Origin of the sequence: Cloacibacterium sp. (genome assembly GCF_047601505.1) — a bacterium.
Lineage (GTDB): Bacteria > Bacteroidota > Bacteroidia > Flavobacteriales > Weeksellaceae > Cloacibacterium.
This window is the reverse complement of the sequence record NZ_JASGJD010000001.1, coordinates 3079796-3103684: the sequence shown is the minus strand read 5'-3', so window position 1 is coordinate 3103684 and position 23889 is coordinate 3079796. Positions and strand designations below refer to the sequence as shown.

The 23889-nt window shown below is 32.1% G+C and carries 22 protein-coding genes and 1 riboswitch; of the genes, 18 read left to right on the top strand and 4 right to left on the bottom strand.

The features are described 5' to 3' along the window. The first annotated feature begins 238 nt into the window (after positions 1-238). The 5 genes from QM746_RS14045 (at position 239) to QM746_RS14025 (ending at position 9918) form a co-directional block, all read left to right on the top strand. Positions 239-682: a DMT family transporter gene (locus tag QM746_RS14045; protein ID WP_414984795.1), complete on the top strand. Its 444-nt coding sequence runs from the start codon at positions 239-241 to the stop codon at positions 680-682. A 462-nt stretch (positions 683-1144) separates the two neighbouring features. Then, complete coding sequence (locus tag QM746_RS14040; protein WP_414984794.1) at positions 1145-5050, top strand: response regulator; 3906 nt, start codon at positions 1145-1147, stop codon at positions 5048-5050. 4 nt (positions 5051-5054) lie between these two features. Then, the gene (locus tag QM746_RS14035) at positions 5055-5408 is read left to right on the top strand and encodes a response regulator transcription factor (RefSeq protein WP_414984793.1); all 354 of its coding nucleotides are present in this window, start codon (positions 5055-5057) and stop codon (positions 5406-5408) included. 11 nt (positions 5409-5419) lie between these two features. Next, positions 5420-6487 carry a HEAT repeat domain-containing protein gene (locus tag QM746_RS14030; protein ID WP_414984792.1) on the top strand — a complete coding sequence of 356 codons (1068 nt, stop codon included), beginning with the start codon at positions 5420-5422 and terminating at the stop codon, positions 6485-6487. Next, positions 6484-9918, top strand: a complete 3435-nt coding sequence (locus QM746_RS14025; RefSeq protein WP_414984791.1) for a sulfatase-like hydrolase/transferase — start codon at positions 6484-6486, stop codon at positions 9916-9918. Before QM746_RS14030 ends, QM746_RS14025 begins: the two co-directional genes overlap by 4 nt. Here QM746_RS14025 and QM746_RS14020 read toward each other — a convergent pair. Continuing rightward, positions 9915-11150 (bottom strand): YaiO family outer membrane beta-barrel protein, encoded by a 1236-nt coding sequence (locus QM746_RS14020; RefSeq protein WP_414984790.1) that lies wholly within the window; start codon positions 11148-11150, stop codon positions 9915-9917. The genes QM746_RS14025 and QM746_RS14020 overlap by 4 nt on opposite strands. Positions 11151-11323: 173 nt before the next feature. Continuing rightward, on the bottom strand, positions 11324-12115 hold the full coding sequence (locus tag QM746_RS14015; protein WP_414984789.1) for a phosphatase PAP2 family protein: 792 nt from the start codon (positions 12113-12115) through the stop codon (positions 11324-11326). Positions 12116-12323: 208 nt separating this feature from the next. Between QM746_RS14015 and QM746_RS14010 the strand changes: the two genes are divergently transcribed. Beyond that, positions 12324-12500 carry a histone H1 gene (locus QM746_RS14010; RefSeq protein ID WP_374364691.1) on the top strand — a complete coding sequence of 59 codons (177 nt, stop codon included), beginning with the start codon at positions 12324-12326 and terminating at the stop codon, positions 12498-12500. Between the two features lie 64 nt (positions 12501-12564). Here QM746_RS14010 and QM746_RS14005 read toward each other — a convergent pair whose 3' ends face one another. Then, positions 12565-13881: a voltage-gated chloride channel family protein gene (locus tag QM746_RS14005; protein ID WP_414984788.1), complete on the bottom strand. Its 1317-nt coding sequence runs from the start codon at positions 13879-13881 to the stop codon at positions 12565-12567. Positions 13882-13913: 32 nt separating this feature from the next. Then, positions 13914-13982: riboswitch (Fluoride riboswitch) on the bottom strand. A 188-nt stretch (positions 13983-14170) separates the two neighbouring features. On the opposite strand from QM746_RS14005, the gene QM746_RS14000 reads away from it, so the two are divergent. From QM746_RS14000 to QM746_RS13945, 12 genes are all read left to right on the top strand, one after another. After that, on the top strand, positions 14171-14419 hold the full coding sequence (locus QM746_RS14000) for an AtpZ/AtpI family protein (protein ID WP_414984787.1): 249 nt from the start codon (positions 14171-14173) through the stop codon (positions 14417-14419). Continuing rightward, positions 14379-14771 (top strand): hypothetical protein, encoded by a 393-nt coding sequence (locus QM746_RS13995; protein WP_414984786.1) that lies wholly within the window; start codon positions 14379-14381, stop codon positions 14769-14771. The genes QM746_RS14000 and QM746_RS13995 overlap by 41 nt, the downstream gene beginning before the upstream one ends. Positions 14772-14832: 61 nt before the next feature. Then, positions 14833-15966: a F0F1 ATP synthase subunit A gene (gene atpB / locus QM746_RS13990; RefSeq protein ID WP_414984785.1), complete on the top strand. Its 1134-nt coding sequence runs from the start codon at positions 14833-14835 to the stop codon at positions 15964-15966. A gap of 31 nt (positions 15967-15997) precedes the next feature. Next, positions 15998-16192: an ATP synthase F0 subunit C gene (gene atpE, locus QM746_RS13985; protein WP_188617991.1), complete on the top strand. Its 195-nt coding sequence runs from the start codon at positions 15998-16000 to the stop codon at positions 16190-16192. Between the two features lie 86 nt (positions 16193-16278). After that, a complete protein-coding gene (locus QM746_RS13980) occupies positions 16279-16776 on the top strand; it encodes a F0F1 ATP synthase subunit B (protein WP_374364681.1) in 498 nt (165 codons plus the stop codon). 2 nt (positions 16777-16778) lie between these two features. Continuing rightward, positions 16779-17318, top strand: a complete 540-nt coding sequence (gene atpH / locus QM746_RS13975; RefSeq protein ID WP_374364679.1) for an ATP synthase F1 subunit delta — start codon at positions 16779-16781, stop codon at positions 17316-17318. 17 nt (positions 17319-17335) lie between these two features. Continuing rightward, positions 17336-18913: a F0F1 ATP synthase subunit alpha gene (atpA, locus tag QM746_RS13970; RefSeq protein WP_374364677.1), complete on the top strand. Its 1578-nt coding sequence runs from the start codon at positions 17336-17338 to the stop codon at positions 18911-18913. Positions 18914-19012: 99 nt separating this feature from the next. Then, positions 19013-19870 (top strand): ATP synthase F1 subunit gamma, encoded by an 858-nt coding sequence (gene atpG, locus QM746_RS13965; protein ID WP_374364675.1) that lies wholly within the window; start codon positions 19013-19015, stop codon positions 19868-19870. A gap of 424 nt (positions 19871-20294) precedes the next feature. Continuing rightward, entirely contained in the window at positions 20295-21650 is a 1356-nt protein-coding gene (locus tag QM746_RS13960) for a hemolysin family protein (protein ID WP_414984784.1), read from the top strand. Between the two features lie 19 nt (positions 21651-21669). Further along, positions 21670-21960: an ATP-dependent Clp protease adaptor ClpS gene (locus tag QM746_RS13955; RefSeq protein WP_374364671.1), complete on the top strand. Its 291-nt coding sequence runs from the start codon at positions 21670-21672 to the stop codon at positions 21958-21960. A 73-nt stretch (positions 21961-22033) separates the two neighbouring features. Continuing rightward, positions 22034-22402, top strand: coding sequence for a cupin domain-containing protein (locus QM746_RS13950; RefSeq protein ID WP_414984783.1), 369 nt, complete (start codon positions 22034-22036; stop codon positions 22400-22402). A 69-nt stretch (positions 22403-22471) separates the two neighbouring features. Further along, a complete protein-coding gene (locus QM746_RS13945; RefSeq protein ID WP_414984782.1) occupies positions 22472-23254 on the top strand; it encodes an alpha/beta fold hydrolase in 783 nt (260 codons plus the stop codon). On the opposite strand, the gene QM746_RS13940 is transcribed toward QM746_RS13945, so the two are convergent. Then, complete coding sequence (locus tag QM746_RS13940; RefSeq protein WP_414984781.1) at positions 23235-23888, bottom strand: HAD family hydrolase; 654 nt, start codon at positions 23886-23888, stop codon at positions 23235-23237. The two genes, QM746_RS13945 and QM746_RS13940, sit on opposite strands and share 20 nt — an antisense overlap. Between the last annotated feature and the right edge of the window lies 1 nt (position 23889).

Here is a 23889-nt window from a genome sequence, read left to right as displayed (position 1 = left end):
TTTTTAAGAGCTTGTTTCTTTAATTTCATTTAAGGAATAAGTCTTGTTTTCTAAAAGGAGATGATTTGATATAGATTTTGTTATTTTTTGTGTTTTTTTAAATATTGATTTTGAGTTCTTTAAGTTTATTTAATGAATTTGTAATGTGTGAAAATTGATAATCAAAAATAAATTTCTAAGATTTTTGTAATACAAGAATATCGGTCGTATCTTGCGCTGCAATTTTATAAAAACAAGCATGGATAAGATATTTTGGATTGTAATGGCGGTAATAGCAGGAGCTTTTTTACCAATGCAAGGCAGTATGAATAGTAGATTAGCAAAAGCTGGCGAAAATCCTGTTTATGCCTCTATGATTTCCTTTACTATAGGGGTTTTAGCATTGGTTACTTATATCTTGTTAACTTCTCAAAATGTCTCTTGGAAAGGACTTAAAGATGCTCCGTCTTATTCTTGGTTAGGAGGAGTTTTGGGCGCTTTTTATGTTACGGTAATAATTTTTGCTTTTCCTAAGATAGGACCAGGACTTACCTTTGGTTTAGTAGTAGCAGGACAATTAATTACTTCTATGGTAATGGAGCATTTTCAAATTATAGGCACTCCACATCAGCCGATTAGTTTGGGTAGAATTGTAGGGATTTTACTTATCATTGCAGGTGTAGTAGCTGTAAAGAAATTTTAGAATTTCGTAATTTGTTGCAAATTTCACCTTTTTCTTGATTATTAAATTTTAAATACAAACTCAAACTATTGAAAAATCAAACCCTCTATCGCTTATGTGGTAGAGGGTTTGCTTTTATTTTCCTATTGTGGTAGCATAGCTGAAGCCTTTATTTCTTCATCAAAAGTGTAAAATCATTGAAATTTCTCTGAGCAAAAAAATTGATTCTATTTTTTAACGCTTATCGCTTTGTTATACAAATAACGTTACGTATATTTGTTTTTGTTGATTTGCTAACATTTTTATTTTATTCTTAATTTCTTGTCTATGGCAAGAATCTCAAAATTGTTAATTTTTTAACAATGTATTATTGGTGTATGTACTTTACAGAGCTATAGTTTGTAGGGATGTTTTTTTATAAATATGTTTTTTTAATCTTCAATCATATTAAAATATTTTTGTTCAAATAATAATTATTAGTTTATGAATAATTTTCCGGTTCCTGATAATGAAATGGAGAGGCTAGAAAGGCTGAGGATTTATGATTTATTGAACCTTGGTAAAGACCCAGATTTAGATGTTTTTTCGCAAGCGGCATGTCTTATTGCAGACTGCCCAGCATCTCTTATTGCAATAATGGAGCTAGAAACGCAAACCATACAAAGTTGCGTAGGCTTGCCTTTGGATTTTGTTGCCCGTAGAGATACCATTTGTCAATATACCATTATGAGTGATGATATTCTCGTAATTAATGATACGCATTTGGACGAAAGGTCTTCGGGTAATGAATTAATGAAAGCAGCGGGAGTGCGCTTCTATGCTGGGGTTCCATTAATAGATGATGTCGGTTTTGTATTGGGAACAATTTGTGTGATAGATTATGAGCCTAAAATTTTATCTGATAAACAGATAGATTCTCTTCAGAAATTAGGCAAAGCGATAAGTAAAGTTATCATTTCTAAAAAGAAAAATATTCAGGCTGAGTATTTCTCTGAAACATTTTCAATTTCTAATAATATTATTTGTGTTTTAGATAATCAGTTGAGATTTAAAGAGGTAAATCCTGAGTTCCAAAGGGTGTTTTATACCACCAGAGAAAAGGCAATTGGCAAAAAAGCAATAGATTTTTTAGGAGCTAACAATACTTGTTTGAAAAAAAGCCTAGAACAAACAAAAACTTTGCAAGAAGGTATAGATTTTTCTACCATTACTCAAACTTCTGATACAGAAAGTATCGTAATAGATTGGTATTTTAAGCAAAATGCTCATCAAACGGAAATTTTCTGCTTTGGAAGAAATATTACCAAAGAAAGAGAAAAGCAATTAAAGTTAGAAACCTCCGAAAGACGTTTCAGAAATTTCTTTGAAAACGCTATTGGGCTAATGAGTATGCACGATATGGATGGTAATATATTGGCGGTAAACGAGAAAGGAAGAGAAGCTTTAAAATACTCGAACGACGAAGTGAAATCTCTCAATTTGAAAGATTTAATTCCGCAAGACCATTTGGCAAACCTAAAAGAATACATGGAAAAGGTGCAAATGGGCAAAGAAACGTCTGGCATGATGGTATTGCAAGCTAAAGATGGCGAGCAAATCTATTGGATGTATCACAATATTGTAGAAACAGACGAAAATGGCAAACCTTATGTAGTGAGTACGGCTCTCAATATGTCAGAAAGAATAAAGCTAGAGAGAGACCTTATTAGTACCAAGCAAATGCTAGAGCAAACCAATGAAGTAGCAAGAGTAGGAGGTTGGGAAGTTAATCTTAAGAATATGACTATATTTTGGTCAGATTCTACAAAAAAAATACATGGCGTAGCGCCAGATTTTGTGCCTACCTTCGAGACGGCAGTTGGTTTTTATGAAGAAAGATTCGAAAACAGAATAAGAGTTCTGTTTACCAGAGCTATAGAGAAAGGATTGTCTTATGATGAAGAATTTCAATTGAAAAGAAGAGACGGTTCTGTTATTTGGGTAAGAGTAAAAGGAATCCCAGAGTTTGAAGGCGATACTTGTGTAAGAATGTTCGGGATTATTCAAGATATTGATGAGGTAAAGAAAAACTTTATAGAATTAGATAAGAAAAAGGCAATGCTAAAATCGTTTGTAGAAAACGTGCCAGCAGCTGTAGCAATGTTTGATCATGACCTTAATCACGCTTATGTAAGCAATAGATGGAAAGAAGAATTTAATATCCCCGAAAAAGATTTAATAGGAAAAAATCTTTACTCCATTTATCCGGAAGTGCCGGAAGAAAGAAGAAAAATTTATACAGAAGCACTAGAAGGAATACCATATAAAAACGAAGACCAAGAGTTTTTAGTAAATGGTTTTGATGAGCCTCAGCATTACAATTGGGAAGTAATTCCTTGGAGTATTTCTAAAGAAAAAAGAGGTGGTATTATTATTTTTACTCAAAATATTACCAATTCTGTAAAAGTAAATAAAGAGCTTAAAAAAGCTAAAAAAATGGCAGACTTGGCAAGCAAAGCTAAATCTGAATTCTTGGCAAATATGAGCCACGAGATTCGTACACCGCTTAATGGAGTTATTGGTTTTTCAGACCTTTTACTGAAAAGTCCTTTAAATGAAGTGCAAACTCAGTACCTCAATTATATTAACGAATCTGGCAACAGTCTTCTGAATATTATTAATGATATTTTAGATTTTTCTAAGATAGAATCTGGTAAATTAGAATTGTATGTAGATAAGTACAATATTTATGATTTAGCAAGCCAAGTTGTAAATGTGGTACTCTATCAGGCACAAAGAAAAGATATAGAACTTCTTCTGAATATAGAACAAGGTCTGCCAAAAACAATTTGGATAGACGAATCTAGAATAAAACAAGTTTTAATAAACCTTCTCGGAAATGCAGTGAAATTTACAGAACAAGGAGAAATAGAACTTAAAATTCAAAAACTACAAAGCAAAGACCATAAGATAAAATTACGCTTTTCCGTAAGAGATACCGGTATAGGAATTCCGGAGGATAAACAACAGAGAATTTTTGATGCATTCACGCAAGAAGATAGTTCTGTAAGTAAAAAATACGGAGGAACAGGTCTAGGACTTACCATTTCTAATAATATTCTAAAATACATGGGCAGTCAATTGTCTTTAACCAGTGAAATGGGAGCTGGCTCAGTATTTTATTTTGACATAGAAATCCCTTACGAACTCGATAATTTAGATGAATTAGAAGACTTAGATATCGGTAGAGTTCTAATTGTGGACGATAACGAAAACAACAGAATGATTCTTAATCACATGCTTTCGTACAAAAACATCGAATCTGAAATGGCTGCCAATGGTTTAGAAGCCATACAATTGCTAATGCAAGGCGAAAAATTTGATATAATCTTGATGGATTATCACATGCCAGTATTATCAGGATTAGAAACAATTGAAAAAATTAAAGAACTCTTTAATAAACAAGGCGAAATGACGCCACTCATCGTCTTACACACATCTTCGGAAGAACATGAAGTTATTTCTTCTTTCCGACAAGACGAAAGGTCTTATTGCTTGTTAAAACCAATAAAATCAGACGAATTGTATGATACCTTGCAAAGAGCGGTACAATACACCAAAAAAGGAATACAACCTGTAGAACGAAAAGAAGAAATGGTAATTTTTACTCAGTCTCTAAATGTTTTGTTAGCAGATGATAATCCTGTAAATATGGCACTTAATGAGAGAATGATGAGCTTACTTACGCCAAATGCAGAGTTGGTAGAAGCGGTAGATGGTAAAGTGGCATTGGATGCGTGTAAAGAAAAACAGTTCGACCTTATTTTGATGGATGTACAAATGCCGATAATGGATGGTATAGAAGCTACTAAAAACATTCGTTTGTTGCCTAATTATGCTCAAGTTCCTATTATTGGAGTAACAGCAGGAAATATTTTGGGCGAAAAAGAGAAGTGTCTAAATGCTGGGATGTCAGATTTTTTACCAAAACCTCTTAGACAAGACGAGCTCTTCGAAATGCTAAAAAAATATATTGAAGTTTCTTCAGAAGAAAAAAACGAAGAAAATTTAATTACAGAAGACTATCTCAATATGGATATGCTGAAAGCTCAGATTGGAGAAGATGAAGGTTTCAAAACATTCTTTTTGAATTTGGTTCTCCAAGAATTAAAACAATCTGAAGAAAAATGCAAAAAATTATTAGAGTCTAGAGATTTGGAAACAGCAAAAGTTTTTTTACATAAATTAAGAGGTACTTCTGCTACATCTGGGCTTTTTCAATTATCAGAATTGAGTTTGCAATGGGAGAAATCTGTCGATAAAAATACAGATTACCAAAAGATGATACCAGAATTGCTTAACGAAATAGCAATTGGAGAAAAAATAATCAGTCAACTTTTAAAAAAATAAAATTATGCGGATTTTGATTGCAGAAGATGATGAACTTATCTTAAAAACCATCGAGTATAAATTACAGAAGGAAGGATATGAAGTAATTGTTACTCGCAATGGGAAAGACGCTATAGATACTATTAATAATACAGAAGTAGATCTTATAATTACAGATATTATGATGCCTTTTGCTTCTGGTACAGAAATTTTGTCTGCTATAAAAGTGCTAGGGAAAAAAATTCCAGTAATTATGCTTTCTAGTTTGGGACAAGAAGAAGTAGTGTTAGATGCTTTTGATTTGGGAGCTTCAGATTTTATGGTAAAACCTTTTAGTCCTAATGAATTAATACTTCGTATCAAAAGACTTGCTCATTAAAAAAGTAAGAAATGGATTTTTCGTACGTCTCCATTCACGAATTGTTTCTAATATTATTAGCGGTTTTGCTAATGGTATTATTGATGATTATTTCTGTATTGCTTTATGGTTTTTATCAGTACAAATCTCTTTCTATGGAAAAAATTTGGTCTAAAGTAATTGATGAAAAAATCTCTGAAACAATTGTACACGGACGAAATAATAAAAGTACAAATCCTAATTTCAAAAAATGGCTAAAAAACTCAAATTTTAGAAATCTTTTTTTAGAAAAATTGGTCTCAACCGAAAAGAAATTTTCGGGAGGAGCTCACCAAGAAATAAAACAACTTTTTGCAGATTACAATCTGAAACAAGAAGCTTTACAAAAACTGAAAAAGAAAAAATCTCACCTCATCGCAGGCGGAATTCAAGAACTTACTTCTATGGATTATTCTGCTGCGCTTCCTCAGATTAGTAATTTTTTGCATCATCCATCGCCTCAGGTTTACCACGAAGCACAATACGCAATGGTGGTTTTTAAAGGTTTTGAAGGTTTAAATTTTCTAAATACTTTTCCCTATATTATTTCAGATTGGCAAAAATTGCGATTGTTGCGCTCTATCAATCAAACGCCGGAAGATTGTACAGAAATAGTGAATAATTGGTTGCATAGTCGTAATTCTTCGGTGGTAATTTTTACATTAAAACTTGTGAGGAAATTTCAAATGTTATCTTCTTATCAAGAAGTGAAGAAACTTTTGTTGCACAATTCTACAGAAATAAGAATTCAGACGGTTCGCAGTATGCAAGCGTTAGAAAATGCCTCTACAATTGCTGACCTTACCGAAAATTATGAAGAACAATTGCCAGAAGTGCAATTAGAGATTTTAAAAGTAATGAAATTCTCTAATGACTTGCGTTGTCTTGATTTTTTTAAAGAACAATTGCTTCATCATACTTCTTCTGCAATTAGAATTACAGCTGCAAAAGCATTAATTAATTTAGGATTTCAAGAGTATTTATTAGAAATTATTGAAAACGAATCTTCGCCAGAGCAATTAAAGAAAATTATTAAACACGCCATACAAGAAAAACGATGACAGAATTCTCTCACATGATGTACGAAACTATTATCTGGTTTTTCCTGCTGTATTCTGCGGCGGTATTTTTGATATATACTTGGATAGGTTTGTATGCATTGGGAGCTGTTTTTCGCTATAAATATTACAACACTTTTACAGATTACAGCATTATTGCAGCCAATCCTAATGCTCCTACGTTTAGCCTTATTGCGCCTGCTTATAACGAAGGAATGACGATTGTAGATAACGTAAGGTCTCTGCTTTCTCTTTATTATCACAATTTGGAAATTATTATCGTAAACGATGGTAGCAAAGACGATTCTATGCAAAAACTTATTGCAGCTTATGAGTTAGACGCTATTTCGTATTATGTAGAACCTACCATCGAAACCAAAGAAATACGTGGTATTTATAAAAGTAAAAATCCGGCTTTTAAGAAATTAATAGTTGTAGATAAAGAAAATGGAGGCAAAGCAGATGCTTTAAATGTGGGAGTTAATATTTCTTCTGGTGATTATATTGTTTGTATAGATGTAGATTGTATTCTAGAGCAGGATGCTATTTTGAGATTGGCGAAACCGTTTTTAGAACAAACCAACAAAAAAGTGATTGCTTGTGGAGGTGTAATAAGATTGGCAAATAATTGCAAAATTGAAAACGGAAAGGTTTTAGATGTAAATATTCCTAAAACGTGGCTTGGCAGAAGTCAGGCTTTAGAATATATCAGAGCATTTGTATTAGGGAGAATGGCTTGGTCTAGAGCTTCCGGACTTATTTTAATTTCTGGAGCTTTTGGCGCTTTTGATAGAAAAATAGTTTTAGAATGTGGCGGTTATGATAGAAATACCGTAGGCGAAGATATGGAGCTGGTAGTTCGTATGCGAAAGTATATGGAAGACAAAAAAATTCCTTACGAAGTTCAGAATATTCCAGACCCTTTATGCTGGACTGAAGTGCCAGAAACAAAAGAAATTCTAAGAAAACAACGCAACAGATGGATGCGCGGAACTATGGAAACCCTTTGGAAACATAGAGATATGATGTTTAATCCAAAGTATGGTAAATTAGGGATGGTAAGCCTTCCTTATTGGTTTTTCTTCGAGTTTTTGGGACCACTTATTGAGTTTTCAGGGTTTGCTATTTTTATAATATTTTTATTGTTAGGAATCATCAATTGGCCTTTCTTTTTGCTTCTTTTTGCGTTGGTAATTTCCTCAGGAATTCTTTATTCTATTTATGCAATTTTGGTAGATTTGGTTAGTAAACAAGTGTATTCTAAACGAAAAGACTTTTTGACACTTATTTTAACTGCTGTTTTAGAACCTCTCTTTTTTCATCCCATTGTAGTGAAAGCTGGTGTAAAAGGATTTGTAGATTATTTTAAAAAATCTCATTCTTGGGGAGAGATGACGAGGCAAGGATTTAATCAAACAGTAGAACATCTCCCATGGAAACAAAGGATTTTAGAAATTTTAAAATCTGGTTTAAAGCAGTTTGGCGTTTTTTCTAATGTGTTTTTGGTTCTTTTTTCGTTTGGCGTTTTATCAGAATGGACTTGGTATCAATACAGTTTTGAGAATGTAGATAAAGGTTTGTTGGCGCTAGATTTGGCGGTAAATAATCTAAAATTTGCACTACAATTTATTTTTGTTTTTGGTGTTATTTATTTAATTATTAATTCTGTAAAAGAAAGTTGGGCTAAGATTTTAACGGTTGTTTTAGGAACGATAATCATAATATTACAATGTATTTTGTTCATTTACTTCTCCGAATCTCATAATCTTTTGGGCGCAGATATTCTTTATTATAAACCTGAAGAAATAAAAAGGATTTTATTGATGAGTGATATTTTGAGCATAAAAAATATTGCATTAATGTTCATTTTATTGGCTGTTTCTTTTATTCCATTTTGGATGGCTTCAAAATCTAAGTTCAAAAGAGTTTATTCGGGTTTAGTTCCTATGGTTTTAGGTATTTTTACATTTTTTATTCCAGATAGTTTGTTTTCGGGAGATAAAAATGCCACTGAATTTCAACAAAATGCAGGCAATAGCAAATGGTCTTATTTTTTTAATTCTAATACAGACAATCTGATTGAAGAACATCCAGAAATTTTCGGAATTTTTAGTAATTCAGAGAATGGAAATTTAAAGAAAGGTTACTTAAGCAAAAATTATCCGTTTTGGAAGAAAGAAAACACTCCAGATTTTTTGGGTAAATATTTCAATAAGTCTAGTGCTACACCAAATTTAGTTTTAATAGCTGTGGAAGGTTTAGGTGCTGCATTTAGCTCTCCAAAAGGTTATATTGGTAATTACACGCCTTTTATAGATTCTTTGGCAAATAAAAGTTTGTATTGGGAATTCAATCTTAGCTCATCTGGAAGAACATTTGCTGCCATTCCTACGCTTACAGGTTCTTTGCCTTTTGGTAAAAATGGTTTCTTAGAAATAAATGAAACGCCACATCATTTTAACCTTTTCAATATTTTAAAGAAAAATGGCTTTGAAACGGGATTTTTCTACGGTGGCAACTCGTCGTTTGATAGAATGAAAGAATATTTGCAATACAGTGAAGTGAACAATATTATAGACCAATATTCTTTCTCAAAACCATATAAAAAACTGCCTTCTCATGATGGCGAAAGTTGGGGTTACGAAGATCAAGCGGTTTTTAATAAAATGTTGGAAGTTCAAAAACTTCAAAGGCAGCCGTACTTTGATATGATTTTTACATTATCTACGCATCAACCGTTTTTAATTAATAATGGAGCGTATTATGAGAAAGTTTTTGAGAAAAGATTGATGTCTGCAGGTTTTTCTTCATCTCAAAAGAAAATGGCGTTAGAAAACAAAAAACAACTCGTCTCTGTTTTGAATTTGGACGATGCCATGAAAAAGTTTTTCGAGAAGTATAGCAAACGTCCAGATTTTGAAAATACTATTTTTATTATTACCGGAGACCACAGTATGCCCGAGATTACTTTGCAAGAAAAAATAGACCGATATCACGTTCCATTGATGATTTATTCGCCATTATTAAAAGAGTCTAAACGTTTCAGAAGTATTGTAAGTCATTTTGATTTAGCACCTTCTATTTTGGCTTTTTATAGAGAAAATTATCAACTGAAAACGCCATCTACTGTAACTTGGGTAGGAGATGGTTTAAGAGATGATTTTTCTAAAAATACACAAGGAATTCCTTTGATGCAAAGCAAAAATCAGCTTATAGATTATGTTTTGGGCAAATATCATATCGCAAATCATCAACTATATGCTGTTGCATCTAATTTAGAAGAAGAACCCGTGCAAGATGCATCTTCTGGACCTGAAATTAAAAAACGGTTTCTAGAATTCAAAAGGATGAATAATAAGTTTTACAATTCTAAAAAATTAATGCCAGATTCTGTTTACAATAATTTTATGAAAAAAAATACGCCGAAACCTTAAAAAGTTTTGGTGTATCCTAATGTAATATCTATTTGATTCCCTTTTTGATTAGGACTATATTCTTGGTTATAATACGTTGCCGAAACGGAAAAAAGATTGGTTTTCTTTACGGAAAAATAATATTCTCCGCCTACTTTAAAAGTTTTTAGCTTATACGTTTCGTTTCCAAGTAGATTGTTTATGTTTTCTTCTGGGCTTATACCAGTGCCAATAAGAAATGCTAAATAATCATTAGCTCCTTTTGTGTAATAACGAGTGGTAGCGGTGTAAGAATGAGAGATGTTTTTGCTGTCTGGTGTAATGTAAGTACGAAGGTTAAACCAAAAATTTTTGTAATATTTCCCAACAGAAGCGGTGTACATCCAAATATTATTGGTAAAATGTAATTGACGGTATCCAATCTCTCCTTCAAAACTCTTGGGTAAGTTGGCAAATAATGAAACGCCAGTTCTGTATTTCGGGAAAATGCCTACATCGCCAGAATAGCCAGCTCCTACATAAAGGTAAAATGTTTTAGAAATTCTCGGGTAAGCTTCCAATTCTAATTGAGTGCCATCTTCTCCAAATTTATTAGCGTAATTTCCTCTAAGGATTACAGAGCCAATGGGAGTTACTCTTTTGTAGCTTAATCCTACAATGTGCCAATCGTCTGCAAATTGTTTGTCAAAATGAGAATAATTATAAGTAATTCCGACTGCATTTTTAGATGTTAATTCTTTAATTCTAATTGATAATGCTCTAGCTTCGGTGTTTTTTGGATTAATTTCTAAAATGGCTGAAGTTGTTTTTTCTGCTTCTACAAAATTATTATTGCTGTTATATACTTTTGCCTTTAGGAGAAGTAATGCTTCAGATTTTGGATGATAATTTAATCCTTTATCAATAATATTAATCGCTTTTCCATAATTGTTATTCCAGTATTCTAAAGAAGCGTATGCAACAAAAAAATCTTCGTCTTGAGTGTTTTTTTGCTCTAATTCCTCAAAAACTTGTCTGGCGGCATCTACATTATCCGTCCAAGTGTATAATCTTCCTAGGAAAACCGAAATATCTGTATAATTAGGAGATTTTTCTAATGCTTGTTTGGCTAATTTAATGGCTGTGGTGTAATCTTTTTTCTCAAAAGCTGCATTGCGAGCATTGGCGAATAATTCGTCAGAACTTAATGATTCTTGACTGTAAACACAAAAAGGAAGGATAATGAACAGCAATAAGCTAACGTACTTTTTCATTGATTCTAATTAATGATGTAAAGCTAACATATTTTGAAGAAAAAATAAAGATAGTTTTTAAATATATAAAAGAACTTGGCTCTTTTTTTAGATTAAATTACAGATAATCTGTTATGAAGAAATAAATTTGAATTTATTGCACTAAAAAATATAAAGTTAACAACTCATTATTCTTAAAATCTCTTTACCAAAGCAAATCCAAATGCTTTGTCTTGATAATATGGCGAAATAATAGTTTGCGAATCTTCTTTGTTTTTAAAAATCCATTTGTTGATTTTTGGATAAAGCCAATAAGCCATTTCTGTAGAAAGAATACCAAAACCTGCTCCCGCAACAATATCTCCAACCCAATGTTTATTATTGAGAGCTCTATAAACTCCTGTGAAAACAGCAATTGGATAACCAGAGATGCTAAGCCAAAAATTGGTGTCTTTGTATTCTCTAAACATAAATTGAGCAGATGAAAAAGCTGCAGCTGTATGTCCTGAAGGAAAAGACTGGTGATTAGAACCATCTGGTCTTTCTTCTTTGGTTAAACTTTTTAAAGGCAAAACCATAGCTGCGGAAATCATTTGAGAAGTAACATAGATTATTGTACGGTCTTTTAGATTGTGTTTTCCTTCAATTCCTGCTAGATTTAAACCATAAACTAATACTGCAGGTGCATATTGTGTGTAATTGTCTAATTTAGTATGATTAGGCTTATGTTCGCTTATTTCGTATCGAGTAGAAAGATTTAATTGCTTTAATCCGTCAATTGTAAGACTGGCAACACCGTATCCAATTAAAACTCCAGGAATAATTAATTTTTTATAATTGAGATTGTATTCTTTAGATTGTTGGGACGTTAAAGAATCTTTAGAAATAATTGAAGTGCTGTCTGTTTTTATTTCTTGAGCAGATACAGTAGATTGCAGTATAGAAAAAACTGTAAAAATAATAGAAAAAAAGCGGTAGATTTTCATAATTTCGATGATGTATTTAAAACTGAAAAGTTGCTAAAATATTGTTTAAAAGTGTAATTTAGGAGTTAAGAGTTTTTTAAAAATTGATTTTTTTAGAAAAAAGTGAGTTTTATTGCCTTTTTTAGGATATATTTGATAAAATTTTTACCGGGGAATGCTTTATTATTATATATTTGCAGCCCACTAACATTATAATATTTATAATCCTATGAAAGAATTGATCGAAAAAATCAACTCTGAGTTCGAAGCTTTCGCTAAAGAAGCTCAGCAACAAGCTGAAAAAGGTAACAAAGCTGCTGGTACTAGAGCTAGAAAATCTGCTTTAGAATTGAGCAAACTTTTCAAAGAATTCAGAAAAGTATCTGTGGAAGAAGCTAAAAAATAATCTTCCTTACAAAGAAATTTTAAAGAAGCATAGAACTATTTCTGTGCTTCTTTTTTTGTGAAAATTATAGGTTTTTATCGATAATAGATTTGCCTTCATGTGTTTGGTATCTGCTGTTTTTTGCTTCGCCAATAATTTGTTTTCCGTAGATGCTGTTGTGTCCAGACAAAAGGAAAGAAACCACACACGCAATAGCGATATAAACACCACTTTCAATCCCGAAAAGTTCAATTCCCATCATCATACACGCAAGTGGAGTATTGGTAGCTCCAGCAAAAACCGCTACAAAGCCCATTCCTGCTAATAAAGCGGTAGGAAGTGGTAAAAATAGAGAAAGTGCGCTGCCAAGAGTTGCGCCAATGTAAAAAAGAGGTGTCACTTCGCCGCCTTTGTAACCTGCGGAAAGTGTAATAATGGTAAATGCCATTTTAAGCGCAAAAACATACAAAGGTTCTTGCATTTGAAAGGATTCTACGATTGTGGGAATTCCCAAACCTATATATTTAGTGCTTCCTATTGCAAAAACAGCTATTGCAATAATAATTCCGCCAAATACAGGTCTTAATGGTGGATATTGGATGTTGTTTTTAAATTTTTTGGAAATAAAACTTATCAATTTACTGAATGTTGCAGCGCATAATCCGAAAGCTATTCCTGCGAGAATACTGTAAATTATAGGCAAAAACTCTAGTTTTGGAACAAATTCGATATGATAGTGAGTGTGTTTTGCTTGCCAAAGTTTGGTAATCCAATCTGCTAAAATAGCGGATGCAAAAGCTGGGAAAATGGCATTGTAACGAATTTTTCCAATTAAAAAAACTTCCAACCCGAATAAAGCTCCTGCTAAAGGTGTCCCAAATACAGAACCAAAACCTGCAGCAATTGCCGCTATTAAAAGTATTTTTCTCTCATTTGAAGATAATTTGAAAGGTTTCGAAAGTTGGTCTGAAATAGCTCCTGCCATTTGTAAAGCAGTACCTTCACGACCTGCAGAACCGCCAAAAAAATGTGTAACAATGGTTCCAAGATATACAAAAGGAGCCATTTTGAACGGTATAATTTTTTTAGGATGATTTATGTTGTCTATCAAAAGATTATTCCCAGCTTCTACATCTTTTCCGTAGTAATGATAGAGTAGTCCTATTAAAAATCCTCCAATGGGTAAAAGTGCAATAAGCCAAATGTGGTTTTCTCTGAAATCGGTAGCCCAATTGAGCGAAATTAAAAAACCTGCAGATGCCGAACCTACTAAAATTCCAATAATAATACTGATAAGAAGCCATTTCAAGATGTAAGGAATGGCTGGGTATTTCCTAAAAAATAATTGAAAATATAAGTTTGCTTTTTTGATGACAGATTTATTTTTAGTTGGATTAGACATAATTTTCCCTGATTAAAATTTTAAAATTTAATAAATAATCAGGCGTCATCAGCTCCTACAGAGCGGTTTGGGATAGGAAGAACACCATTTCCTAATGGTGCAAAGATATTAATTTTTGAAATATTATAGAAAAATTAAAGTTGCTTTTATTCTTCTGTTTTTTCGTTAAGATTGTTTAGTTCTAAAAAGTAATTAGAAATTATATTGATGAAAAACACCAAAAAGTGATATTTGTCATATTTTATTTTTGGTTTTGTTAGTTTTATCTATTTTTGCAGAAATCGTGCTTATGGACGAAAAGCCAAACAACGAAAATCCGTTAAGAAAGTATGGAGTCTATTCTACAGTAGTATTTCAGATGCTTTTTATTATTGCTATTTCCTTTTGGGGAGGTAATAAACTTAGCGAGTATTATCAATTAAAAACCAAATTATTAACCGTAGCGATTGGTTTTGCTGGTTTGTGTTTGGCAATGTATGTCACATTAAAAAGATTAGATGAAATCAACAGAAGAGAAGAAGAATCAAATAAAAAATAATGTTTTATGGGTAGGTTTTATGCTTACTTTTATTCTTCATTTAGTTATTTGGACACAAGTAGAAAATCTACAACCCAATTTAATCATTAAATTTTACTTATTTCTTGGAGTAATGTTTATGATGTTGGTAACGCTTATCAATATTATCAATAGAACGGTTCCAGAGTTTTTGGGGCTTTCTTTTATAGGGATAATTTTGTTAAAATTTGTATTGATGTATCTTATCAGAATGAAGCTAAATTTTGAAGAAGTTCCGCATTATAAATACCATTTTATAATCCCGTATTTTGTTCTTACAGGGCTACTTACGTACTATACGATACAATTATTAAATCAAGAAAAAAAACATTAGATATTTTCTTTTATACTCGAAAAAAATATCATATTTTTGCACAACTAAAAAAAAGACTCTGATGCTTAAGAAAACAGCACTTATAATTAGTACAATTTTTACTTTATCTTTTGCGTTTGCAAATCAGGAAACTACAACTCCTGAGCATCATAATGCTACCGAACACGCAGAAGTGAAGCCGCTTTCTGAAAAAGAAAAAATTGCCGAAGAAAACAAAGAGTTTATTCAGCATCACTTGTTAGATGCGCACGATTTTTCTATTATGGTAGATAAAGATGGGCATCATATTGGTTTTCCGCTTCCTGTGATTATTTATGACGGAGGTTTTCATGTTTTTATGAGTAATAAAAATAATTTTTCTCATGTAAATATGGAGGCTAAAAGTGCAGAAAATTTAGTTGAAAGCAATGGAAATTATTACAGACTTTTCCACGAAAAAATTTATAAAACAGACGCTTCTGGCGATTTGAAATTAGACGAACATCATCATCCAACTGTAGAAAAAGTTTTGGATTTATCTATTACGAAATCTGTATTGATGATTATTTTGGTTTCGGTATTAATGTTGGTGATTTTTGGAGGAATGGCGAAATCTTACAAAAAATCTTTGGTTCCTTCTGGAGCTGCTAGATTATTTGAGCCGTTAATTATTTTTATTAGAGACGATATTGCAATTCCTAATATTGGGCACAAGTACAGAAGATTTATGGGGTATTTATTAACCGTATTTTTCTTTATTTTATTCTTAAATGTATTAGGTTTGATGCCTTTTGGAGTGAATGTAACAGGTAATATTACCATTACTTTCTTTTTAGCAATTTTCACTTATCTTATTACAAATATCTCTGCAAATAAGGATTATTGGAAACACATTTTCTGGATGCCAGGTGTTCCTTTTCCAATGCAATTGATTTTATTGCCGATAGAATTATTAGGGACTCTTACAAAACCATTTGCATTGATGATTCGTCTCTTTGCGAATATGTCTGCTGGTCACATTGTGGTAATGAGTTTGATAGGATTGATTTATTATTTTAAAAATGTAGTAGCAGGAGTTTCTTTCCCACTTCTTACATTGGTAATTTATATATTAGAAGTATTGGTAGCGTTTTTACAAGCTTATATCTTTACTATGCTTTCTGCATTGTTTATTGGTATGGCAGTTCAAGAACATGAACACGAACACGCTCATTAATTATTAAAACAATTTTTTAAATTTTTATATTATGGAAATTCCTAAAATTATTGGTGCAGGTTTAGTAGTAATTGGAGCTGGTATTGGTATCGGTAAAATTGGTGCTGCTGCTCTAGAAGCTATTGCTAGACAACCAGAGCAATCAGGTAAATTACAAACTGCGATGCTTATCGCTGCGGCTCTTGTAGAAGGGGTAGCGTTTGCTGCGTTATTTGCTGTAAACTAATTGCAAAAAAAACTTCATTGACTGTAAGGGTTGCTTACAGTCAGTGATTTTTTAAACAAAAATTTTTAAAAATTATTAATCTACATATGGAATTAATTAATCAATTTTCATCAGGATTGTTTATCATCCAATCTATTATTTTCATCGGGCTTTTGCTTTTATTAGGAAAATTTGCTTGGAAACCAATTCTTAACTCTATTAACGAGAGAGAATCTAACATTATGGATGCTCTTAACCAAGCTCAGTTAGCAAAAGAAGAAATGGCACAGCTAAAATCTGATAACGAAAGAATTATTAGAGAAGCTAAAGCAGAAAGAGATGCTATCTTGAAAGAAGCTAGAGAAATAAAAGAAAAAATAGTTTCTGATGCTAAAGAAGCTGCTAAATCTGAAGGTGATAAAATGATAGCTCAAGCTAGAGAATCAATTATTGCTGAAAAATCTGCTGCTGTAGCTGAAATTAAAAGCCAAATTGGTACACTTTCAGTACAAGTTGCAGAATCTATTCTTAAGCAAAAACTTGATAATGCGGATGCTCAAAATCAATTAGTAGAAAATATTCTTAATCAACCAAATCAAAACTAAAAATGCTTACATCAAAAGTAGCAAAAAGATACGCACAAGGTTTACTTGATTTCACACAGGAGTCAGGTAATACTGTTTCTGTATTTGCAGAGATGAAAGATGTGGTAAAGATTATGAAAGATTCTAAAGAATTGAAAAATTTCTTTGCTTCACCTATTATTGATGCAAAAAAGAAAATCTCAGCTGCAAGTCAGATTTTTGTACAGTTTTCTCCTGTTGCTCAGAATTTAATTACATTAGTGATTAAACAAGGAAGAGAAAGTCATTTACAAGACATCGCTCAGGAATTCATTAATAAAGTAGAAGATTTGCAAGGGGTGCAAAGAGTTACTCTTACTGTAGCTACACAACTTTCTTCTAAAAATACAGATGAAATTATCAAAACAACTACATTGGTAGATCATACTAAAAATTATGACCTTAAAGTAGTAGTGAACCCTGAAATTATTGGTGGTTATATCCTAAGAGTAGGAGACCAACAAGTAGATGCTTCTGTAAGAACTAAGCTCAATCAGGTGAAAAAAGAATTTCAATTAAATTAAGATAAAACAACCATAAAATGGCAGAAATAAATCCGGCTGAAGTTTCAGCAATTTTAAAACAACAATTGGCCAATTTTGATACCCAAACTAATGTGGAAGAAGTTGGTACAGTATTACAAATCGGAGACGGTATTGCGCTTGTTTACGGTTTAGAAAATGTACAGTACGGAGAGCTAGTTAAATTTGAAAGCGGAATTGAAGGTATTGTATTAAACCTTGCTGAAGACAACGTAGGTGTTGCTTTACTTGGTGAATCTAAATTAGTAAAAGAAGGAGATACCGTAAGAAGAACAGAAAGAATCTCTTCTATTAGAGTAGGCGAAGGAATGCTAGGTAGAGTAGTAGATACTCTTGGTAATCCAATCGATGGTAAAGGGCCAATCTCTGGCGACCTTTACGAAATGCCTCTTGAAAGAAAAGCTCCAGGTGTAATTTTCCGTCAACCGGTTAATGAACCACTTCAAACTGGTATTGTAGCAATTGACTCTATGATTCCAATCGGAAGAGGACAAAGAGAGCTTATCATTGGTGACAGACAAACTGGTAAAACCACCGTTGCTATTGATACTATTCTTAACCAAAAAGAATTCTACGATGCTGGTCAACCTGTATTTTGTATTTACGTTGCTGTAGGTCAAAAAGGTTCTACCGTTGCTCAAATCGTAAAAACTCTTGAAGATAGAGGTGCAATGGCTTATACTGTAGTAGTAGCAGCTAACGCTTCAGATCCTTCTCCAATGCAAGTATATGCTCCAATGGCTGGTGCTGCAATTGGCGAATATTTCAGAGACACTGGTAGACCTGCTTTAATCATTTATGATGATTTATCTAAACAAGCTGTTGCTTACCGTGAACTTTCATTATTATTAAGAAGACCACCAGGCCGTGAAGCTTATCCAGGTGACGTTTTCTACCTTCACTCAAGATTATTAGAAAGAGCTGCTAAAGTAATTAAAGATGATACGATTGCTGCTCAAATGAACGATTTACCAGATTCTTTGAAGCCAATGGTAAAAGGTGGCGGTTCTCTTACTGCTTTACCAATTATCGAAACTCAAGCTGGTGACGTATCTGCATATATCCCAACCAACGTAATCTCTATTACAGACGGACAGATTTTCTTAGAGTCAGATTTATTCAACTCTGGTGTTAGACCAGCAATTAACGTTGGTATTTCTGTATCTAGAGTAGGAGGTAATGCACAGATTAAATCTATGAAAAAAGTATCTGGTACTCTTAAATTAGACCAGGCACAATATAAAGAATTAGAGGCTTTTGCAAAATTCGGTTCAGATTTAGATGCTGCTACAATGGCAGTAATTGCTAAAGGTGAAAGAAACGTAGAAATTTTAAAACAACCAGTAAACTCTCCGCTTCCTGTAGAAGCTCAAGTGGCAATGATTTACTCTGGAACTGAAAACTTATTAAGAAATGTTCCTATCAATAAAGTAAAAGAATTCCAAGTAGAGTATGTAGATTTCCTTAGAAATAAACATCCTGAAGTGATGGCAGCTCTTAAAGCTGGTAAAATTGATGATGCATTAACTGGTGTTCTAAAACAAGTAGCTACAGATTTAGCTGCTAAATATAACTAAAATTAGTTGATGGTTTTTGGTTGATAGTTGACAGAAAATTCTAAAACTAACAACCAACAACCGACAACCAACAACCAACAACCAACAACTAAACTTAATATGGCAAATTTAAAAGAAATTAGAGGTAGAATCACGTCTATATCATCTACGATGCAGATTACAAGTGCTATGAAAATGGTTTCGGCAGCGAAACTAAAAAAAGCACAAGATGCAATCGTGATGCTTAGACCTTATTCCGAAAAACTTCAAGAAATTATCCAGAATGTAAGCTCTAGCTCAGATTCTGATAACGTTTCGGTTTTTGCACAGAAAAGAGAAGTAAAGAAAATTCTTTTCATTGCTGTTTCTTCTAATAGAGGATTAGCAGGAGTTTTCAACTCGTCTGTAATTAAAGAATTGAACCAACAAATTTCTAAAACTAACGTTGAAGTAGAAGTTCTTACCATTGGGAAAAAAGTTTTTGATGCTGTAAAGAAAAACAAAACTGTTTACGATAATAAAAGTACAATCTTTGATCAAATGAGTTTTGAAGCAGTAGCTAAAGTTTCTTCTAAAGTGATGAAAGCTTTTAAAGAAGGTCAGTTTGACGAAGTTCATCTAATTTATAACAAATTTATCAATGCTGCTACTCAAGAAATAAAAACAGAACAATTATTACCAATCGTTTTGCCGGAAAACACAGGTAATGTTGTAAGTGATTATATTTTTGAACCAAGCAGAAAAGAAATTATTGAAAGTTTGATTCCTAAGTCTATCAAAACACAAGTTTACAAAGCGGTATTAGATTCTATTGCTTCGGAACATGGTGCCAGAATGACGGCTATGCACAAAGCTACAGACAATGCACAAGCTCTTAAAAATGATTTGGTAATTTTCTATAATAAAGCAAGACAAGCTGCTATTACCAATGAGATTCTTGAAATTGTATCAGGAGCTGAAGCACTTAAAAATAGTTAAAAATCAATTAGCATATTTTATAAAAGCACCAACTTTCGTTGGTGCTTTTATGTTAAATTACGTATTTCTACGTATTGAAAATAAGGTTTACTTTATCTACTTTTGAACTGTGAATTTGAAACACCAATTATCTTATAAGGAAGTTACACAAAAGTGTACTTGTTACTAAATAAGTTTTTGTTTTAAGTTTGCTTTTATCATAAAACACAAAAAACACAAGTGATGCCAAATTCTACTACAGAGAATTCTCTGATATATAAGACCTTTTTTCTGTAGTAGATTTATTAAAATTAAAAGTAGTAATTTTCTTCATATTTCGATTTTTAGACCCTTAAGGATACATCTTTCTAATGTATCCTTTTTTCTTAAGCCAATTATTTTTAATTATTTTTATATATTTGCATTAATTGTTTAAAAAATTTAAATGGACCCCGATAGTTTTCTCAAACTTCTTATTGCATTATTACTAGTATTATTAAACGGTTTTTTCGTAGCCGCAGAATTTTCCATCGTTAAAGTTCGCTATTCTCAAATTCAAATTAAAGCTGCCGAAGGCAACAAAATGGCTAAGCAAGCCGAACTTATCATCAAAAATTTAGATGCTTATCTCTCTGCTACTCAATTAGGAATTACACTTGCTTCTCTAGCATTAGGTTGGGTGGGAGAAAGTGCTTTAGAGCATGTCTTTCATAATCTTTTTTCATATTTTAATTTAGAGGTTACAGCTTCTGTTCTTACTACGATATCTGTAGTATTTAGTTTTTCTATAATTACTGTTATGCATATTGTTTTTGGAGAATTGGTGCCGAAATCTATTGCCATTAGAAAATCTGAAGCTACTACTTTATTTATATCAACACCTCTAAGGTTTTTCTATTTTCTTTTTAAACCCATTATTTGGTTGATGAATTTTATCTCCAATGCTTTTTTAAGATTAATTGGTTTGCACCCTGTAACCGAACAAGAGATTCACTCTACCGAAGAATTACAACTTTTGGTAAAACAATCTGCAGATAGTGGTGAAATAGAAGAAGAAAATTATGAAATTATAAAAAATGCTTTTGATTTTACAGACCATAATGCAAAGCAAGTAATGGTGCCGCGTCAAAATATTTTTTCAATTGATATAGAAGATTCTAAAGAAGAAATTTTAGATTTAATTATAGACAGTGGATATTCTAGAATTCCGGTTTATGAAGATTCTATAGACAATATTATTGGGATTTTCTACACCAAAGAAATTATTAGAGAGTACATCAAACACAAAGATAATTTAGAGAATTTTAATCTACGAGATTACATTAGAGAAGCTTTCTTTGTGGTAGGAAGTAAAAAAGTTTCAGATTTATTGAAAGTTTTTCAATTAAAGAAACAGCATTTGGCTATTGTAATTGACGAATTTGGTGGTACTGAAGGAATTATTACTCTAGAAGATATTTTGGAAGAATTGGTAGGAGAAATTCAAGATGAGGAAGACGAAGAAGAAAAAATTGTAGATAAAGTTGGCGAAAATGTATTTTGGGTTCAGGCAACTCAGCCTTTAGAAGAAATAAACGAATATTTGCCAAAACAATTGCCAGAAGATGTAGAATATAATACTTTGGCAGGCTTTATTCTTCATCAATTAGAAGATATACCAGAAGAAAATCAAGAATTTAAATTAGATGATTATCAATTTAAAATTTTGAAAATGAATAATAAAAGTGTTGAGTTGGTAGAGTTAACTTACGAAGAACCAGACTTAACAGATGATATAATTGAAGAAATTGAAAAACTTTAATGTTTTTTGGATACTAAAAATGGCAAAATATTACGATAAACCACAAAGACAGTACGAAGAAGAAGTTGCTTTGCTAGAAAATGAAGACGAAGTTTATAAATTAGTACTTCATAATGATGATGTTAATACTTTTGATTTTGTGATAGATAGTTTAATAGAAATTTGTCATCATACATTAGAGCAAGCAGAACAATGTACTATTTTGGTGCATTATAAAGGCAAATGTACTGTAAAAACTGGAAGCCTAGAACTTCTAAAGCCTATGCACGAAAAACTTATTTCTAGAGGTCTTACTTCTGAAATTGTTTAGTAAAGTTTTGTGTTTAATGTAAAATTTTCAACAGATAATTTCTTATTTTTGATATTCAAAACTTAGTTTTAAAATGTCAAAAAAATATAAAATTCAAGATAATCCTTTTGTTGTTCCTACTAATGATGGTAAATTAATAGAAGAACATTGGGGAAATTCTACAGGAAATTCTAATATTTCAATTGCTCACATGGTTGCACCTTCCGGCTGGAGCGAACCTCATCAATCACCAGATTTTGATGAATTTACTCTTATTATAAAAGGTAAAAAACAATTTGAAATAGACGGAGAAATAGAAGTTTTAGAGGCTGGACAAAGTATTCTTATACAAAAAGGAGCAAGAGTAAGGTACAGCAATCCTTTTGATACAGAATGTGAATATATAGCGATTTGTTTACCCGCTTTTTCTATAGAATTGGTAAATAGAGAAGAAATTTCTTAGGAAGAAGAAAATATTATGCTTTGCGTAATATTCGGAAAAATTATTTTATTTTAGCAAAAAATATTTAAATTGATTTCATACACCACATATATTCACGAAACATCAGATAATTGGGTAACATTTGTACATGGAGCTGGCGGAAGTTCTTCTATTTGGTACAAACAAATCCGAGAATTTCAAAAAAAATTCAATGTTCTTTTATTAGATTTAAGAGGTCATGGTAATTCGCCAAAACAACATCAGCATCACAAAAATTATAGCTTCAAAGCTATTGCGCATGATATTTTAGAGGTTATAGATTATCTTAAAATTAAAAGTTCTCACTTTGTGGGGATTTCTCTAGGCTCTATTGTTATAAGACAATTGGCAGAAATGAGACCAGAACGTGTAAAATCTATGATTATGGGAGGTGCAATTCTAAAAATGAATTTCCGTTCTCAGATTTTAATGAAAGTTGGAAATTTGTTTAAATATGTATTGCCTTATTTGGTTTTGTATAGACTTTTTGCATTCATAATAATGCCGAAAAATAATCATAAAAAATCTAGAAATCTATTCATTAACGAAGCTAAAAAACTGTATCAAAAAGAATTTATAAAATGGTTTAAACTCACCGCAGAAATAAATCCTGTGCTGAAATGGTTTAGGCAAAAAGAACTTAATATTCCTACGTTTTACGTAATGGGAGAAGAAGATTACATGTTTTTGCCTGCTGTAAAGAAAGTGGTTTCAGAGCACACACAATCTTCTTCTCTTTTTGTAATAGAAAACTGCGGACATGTGGTAAATGTAGATAAAGCACATGTTTTTAATGAAAAAGTAATTGAGTTTATTACTCAGCAGAATTCGTAAATTTTTCTATTTCTTCTAAAAGATTAATGTTTGGTACGCAATGAATGGTGTGGAAGCCTAGATTTTTGGCAACCTCAATATTCTTCGCGTTATCATCTATGAAAATAGATTCTTCTGGTAGAATATTGTACCTTTCTAACAAAACTTGCCAAATTTTCGGGTCTGGTTTTATGAGTTTTTCTTCTCCCGAAACTACAATTTTACCTCCAAAATGCTCAAAAAAATCGTAATTTGCCAACGCATAAGGAAATGTTTCGGCAGACCAGTTTGTTAATCCAAAAAGCTCGAATTCTGTTTTGGCTAATGCTTCAAGAGCGGCTACATTTTCTGGAATATCACCTTTTAACATGGTAGTCCAATTGTCATAAAAAGCTCTAATTTCGGTTTCCCAAGTTGGATGTTTTTCTACTAAGATTTCAGTGCCTTCTGCCAGAGATCTGCCTCTGTCTTGTTCGGCATTCCATTCGTCTGTAGCGATGTTTTCTAAGAAAAACTCCATTTTTTCGTCATTTTTAAAATGATTTTTAAAATAATAACGTTGGTTCCAATCCATCACTACGCCACCGAAATCGAAAATAATGTTCTTAATTTTACTAGAAGATAGATTTTGGTTGTTGATTGTATTTTGGCTCATA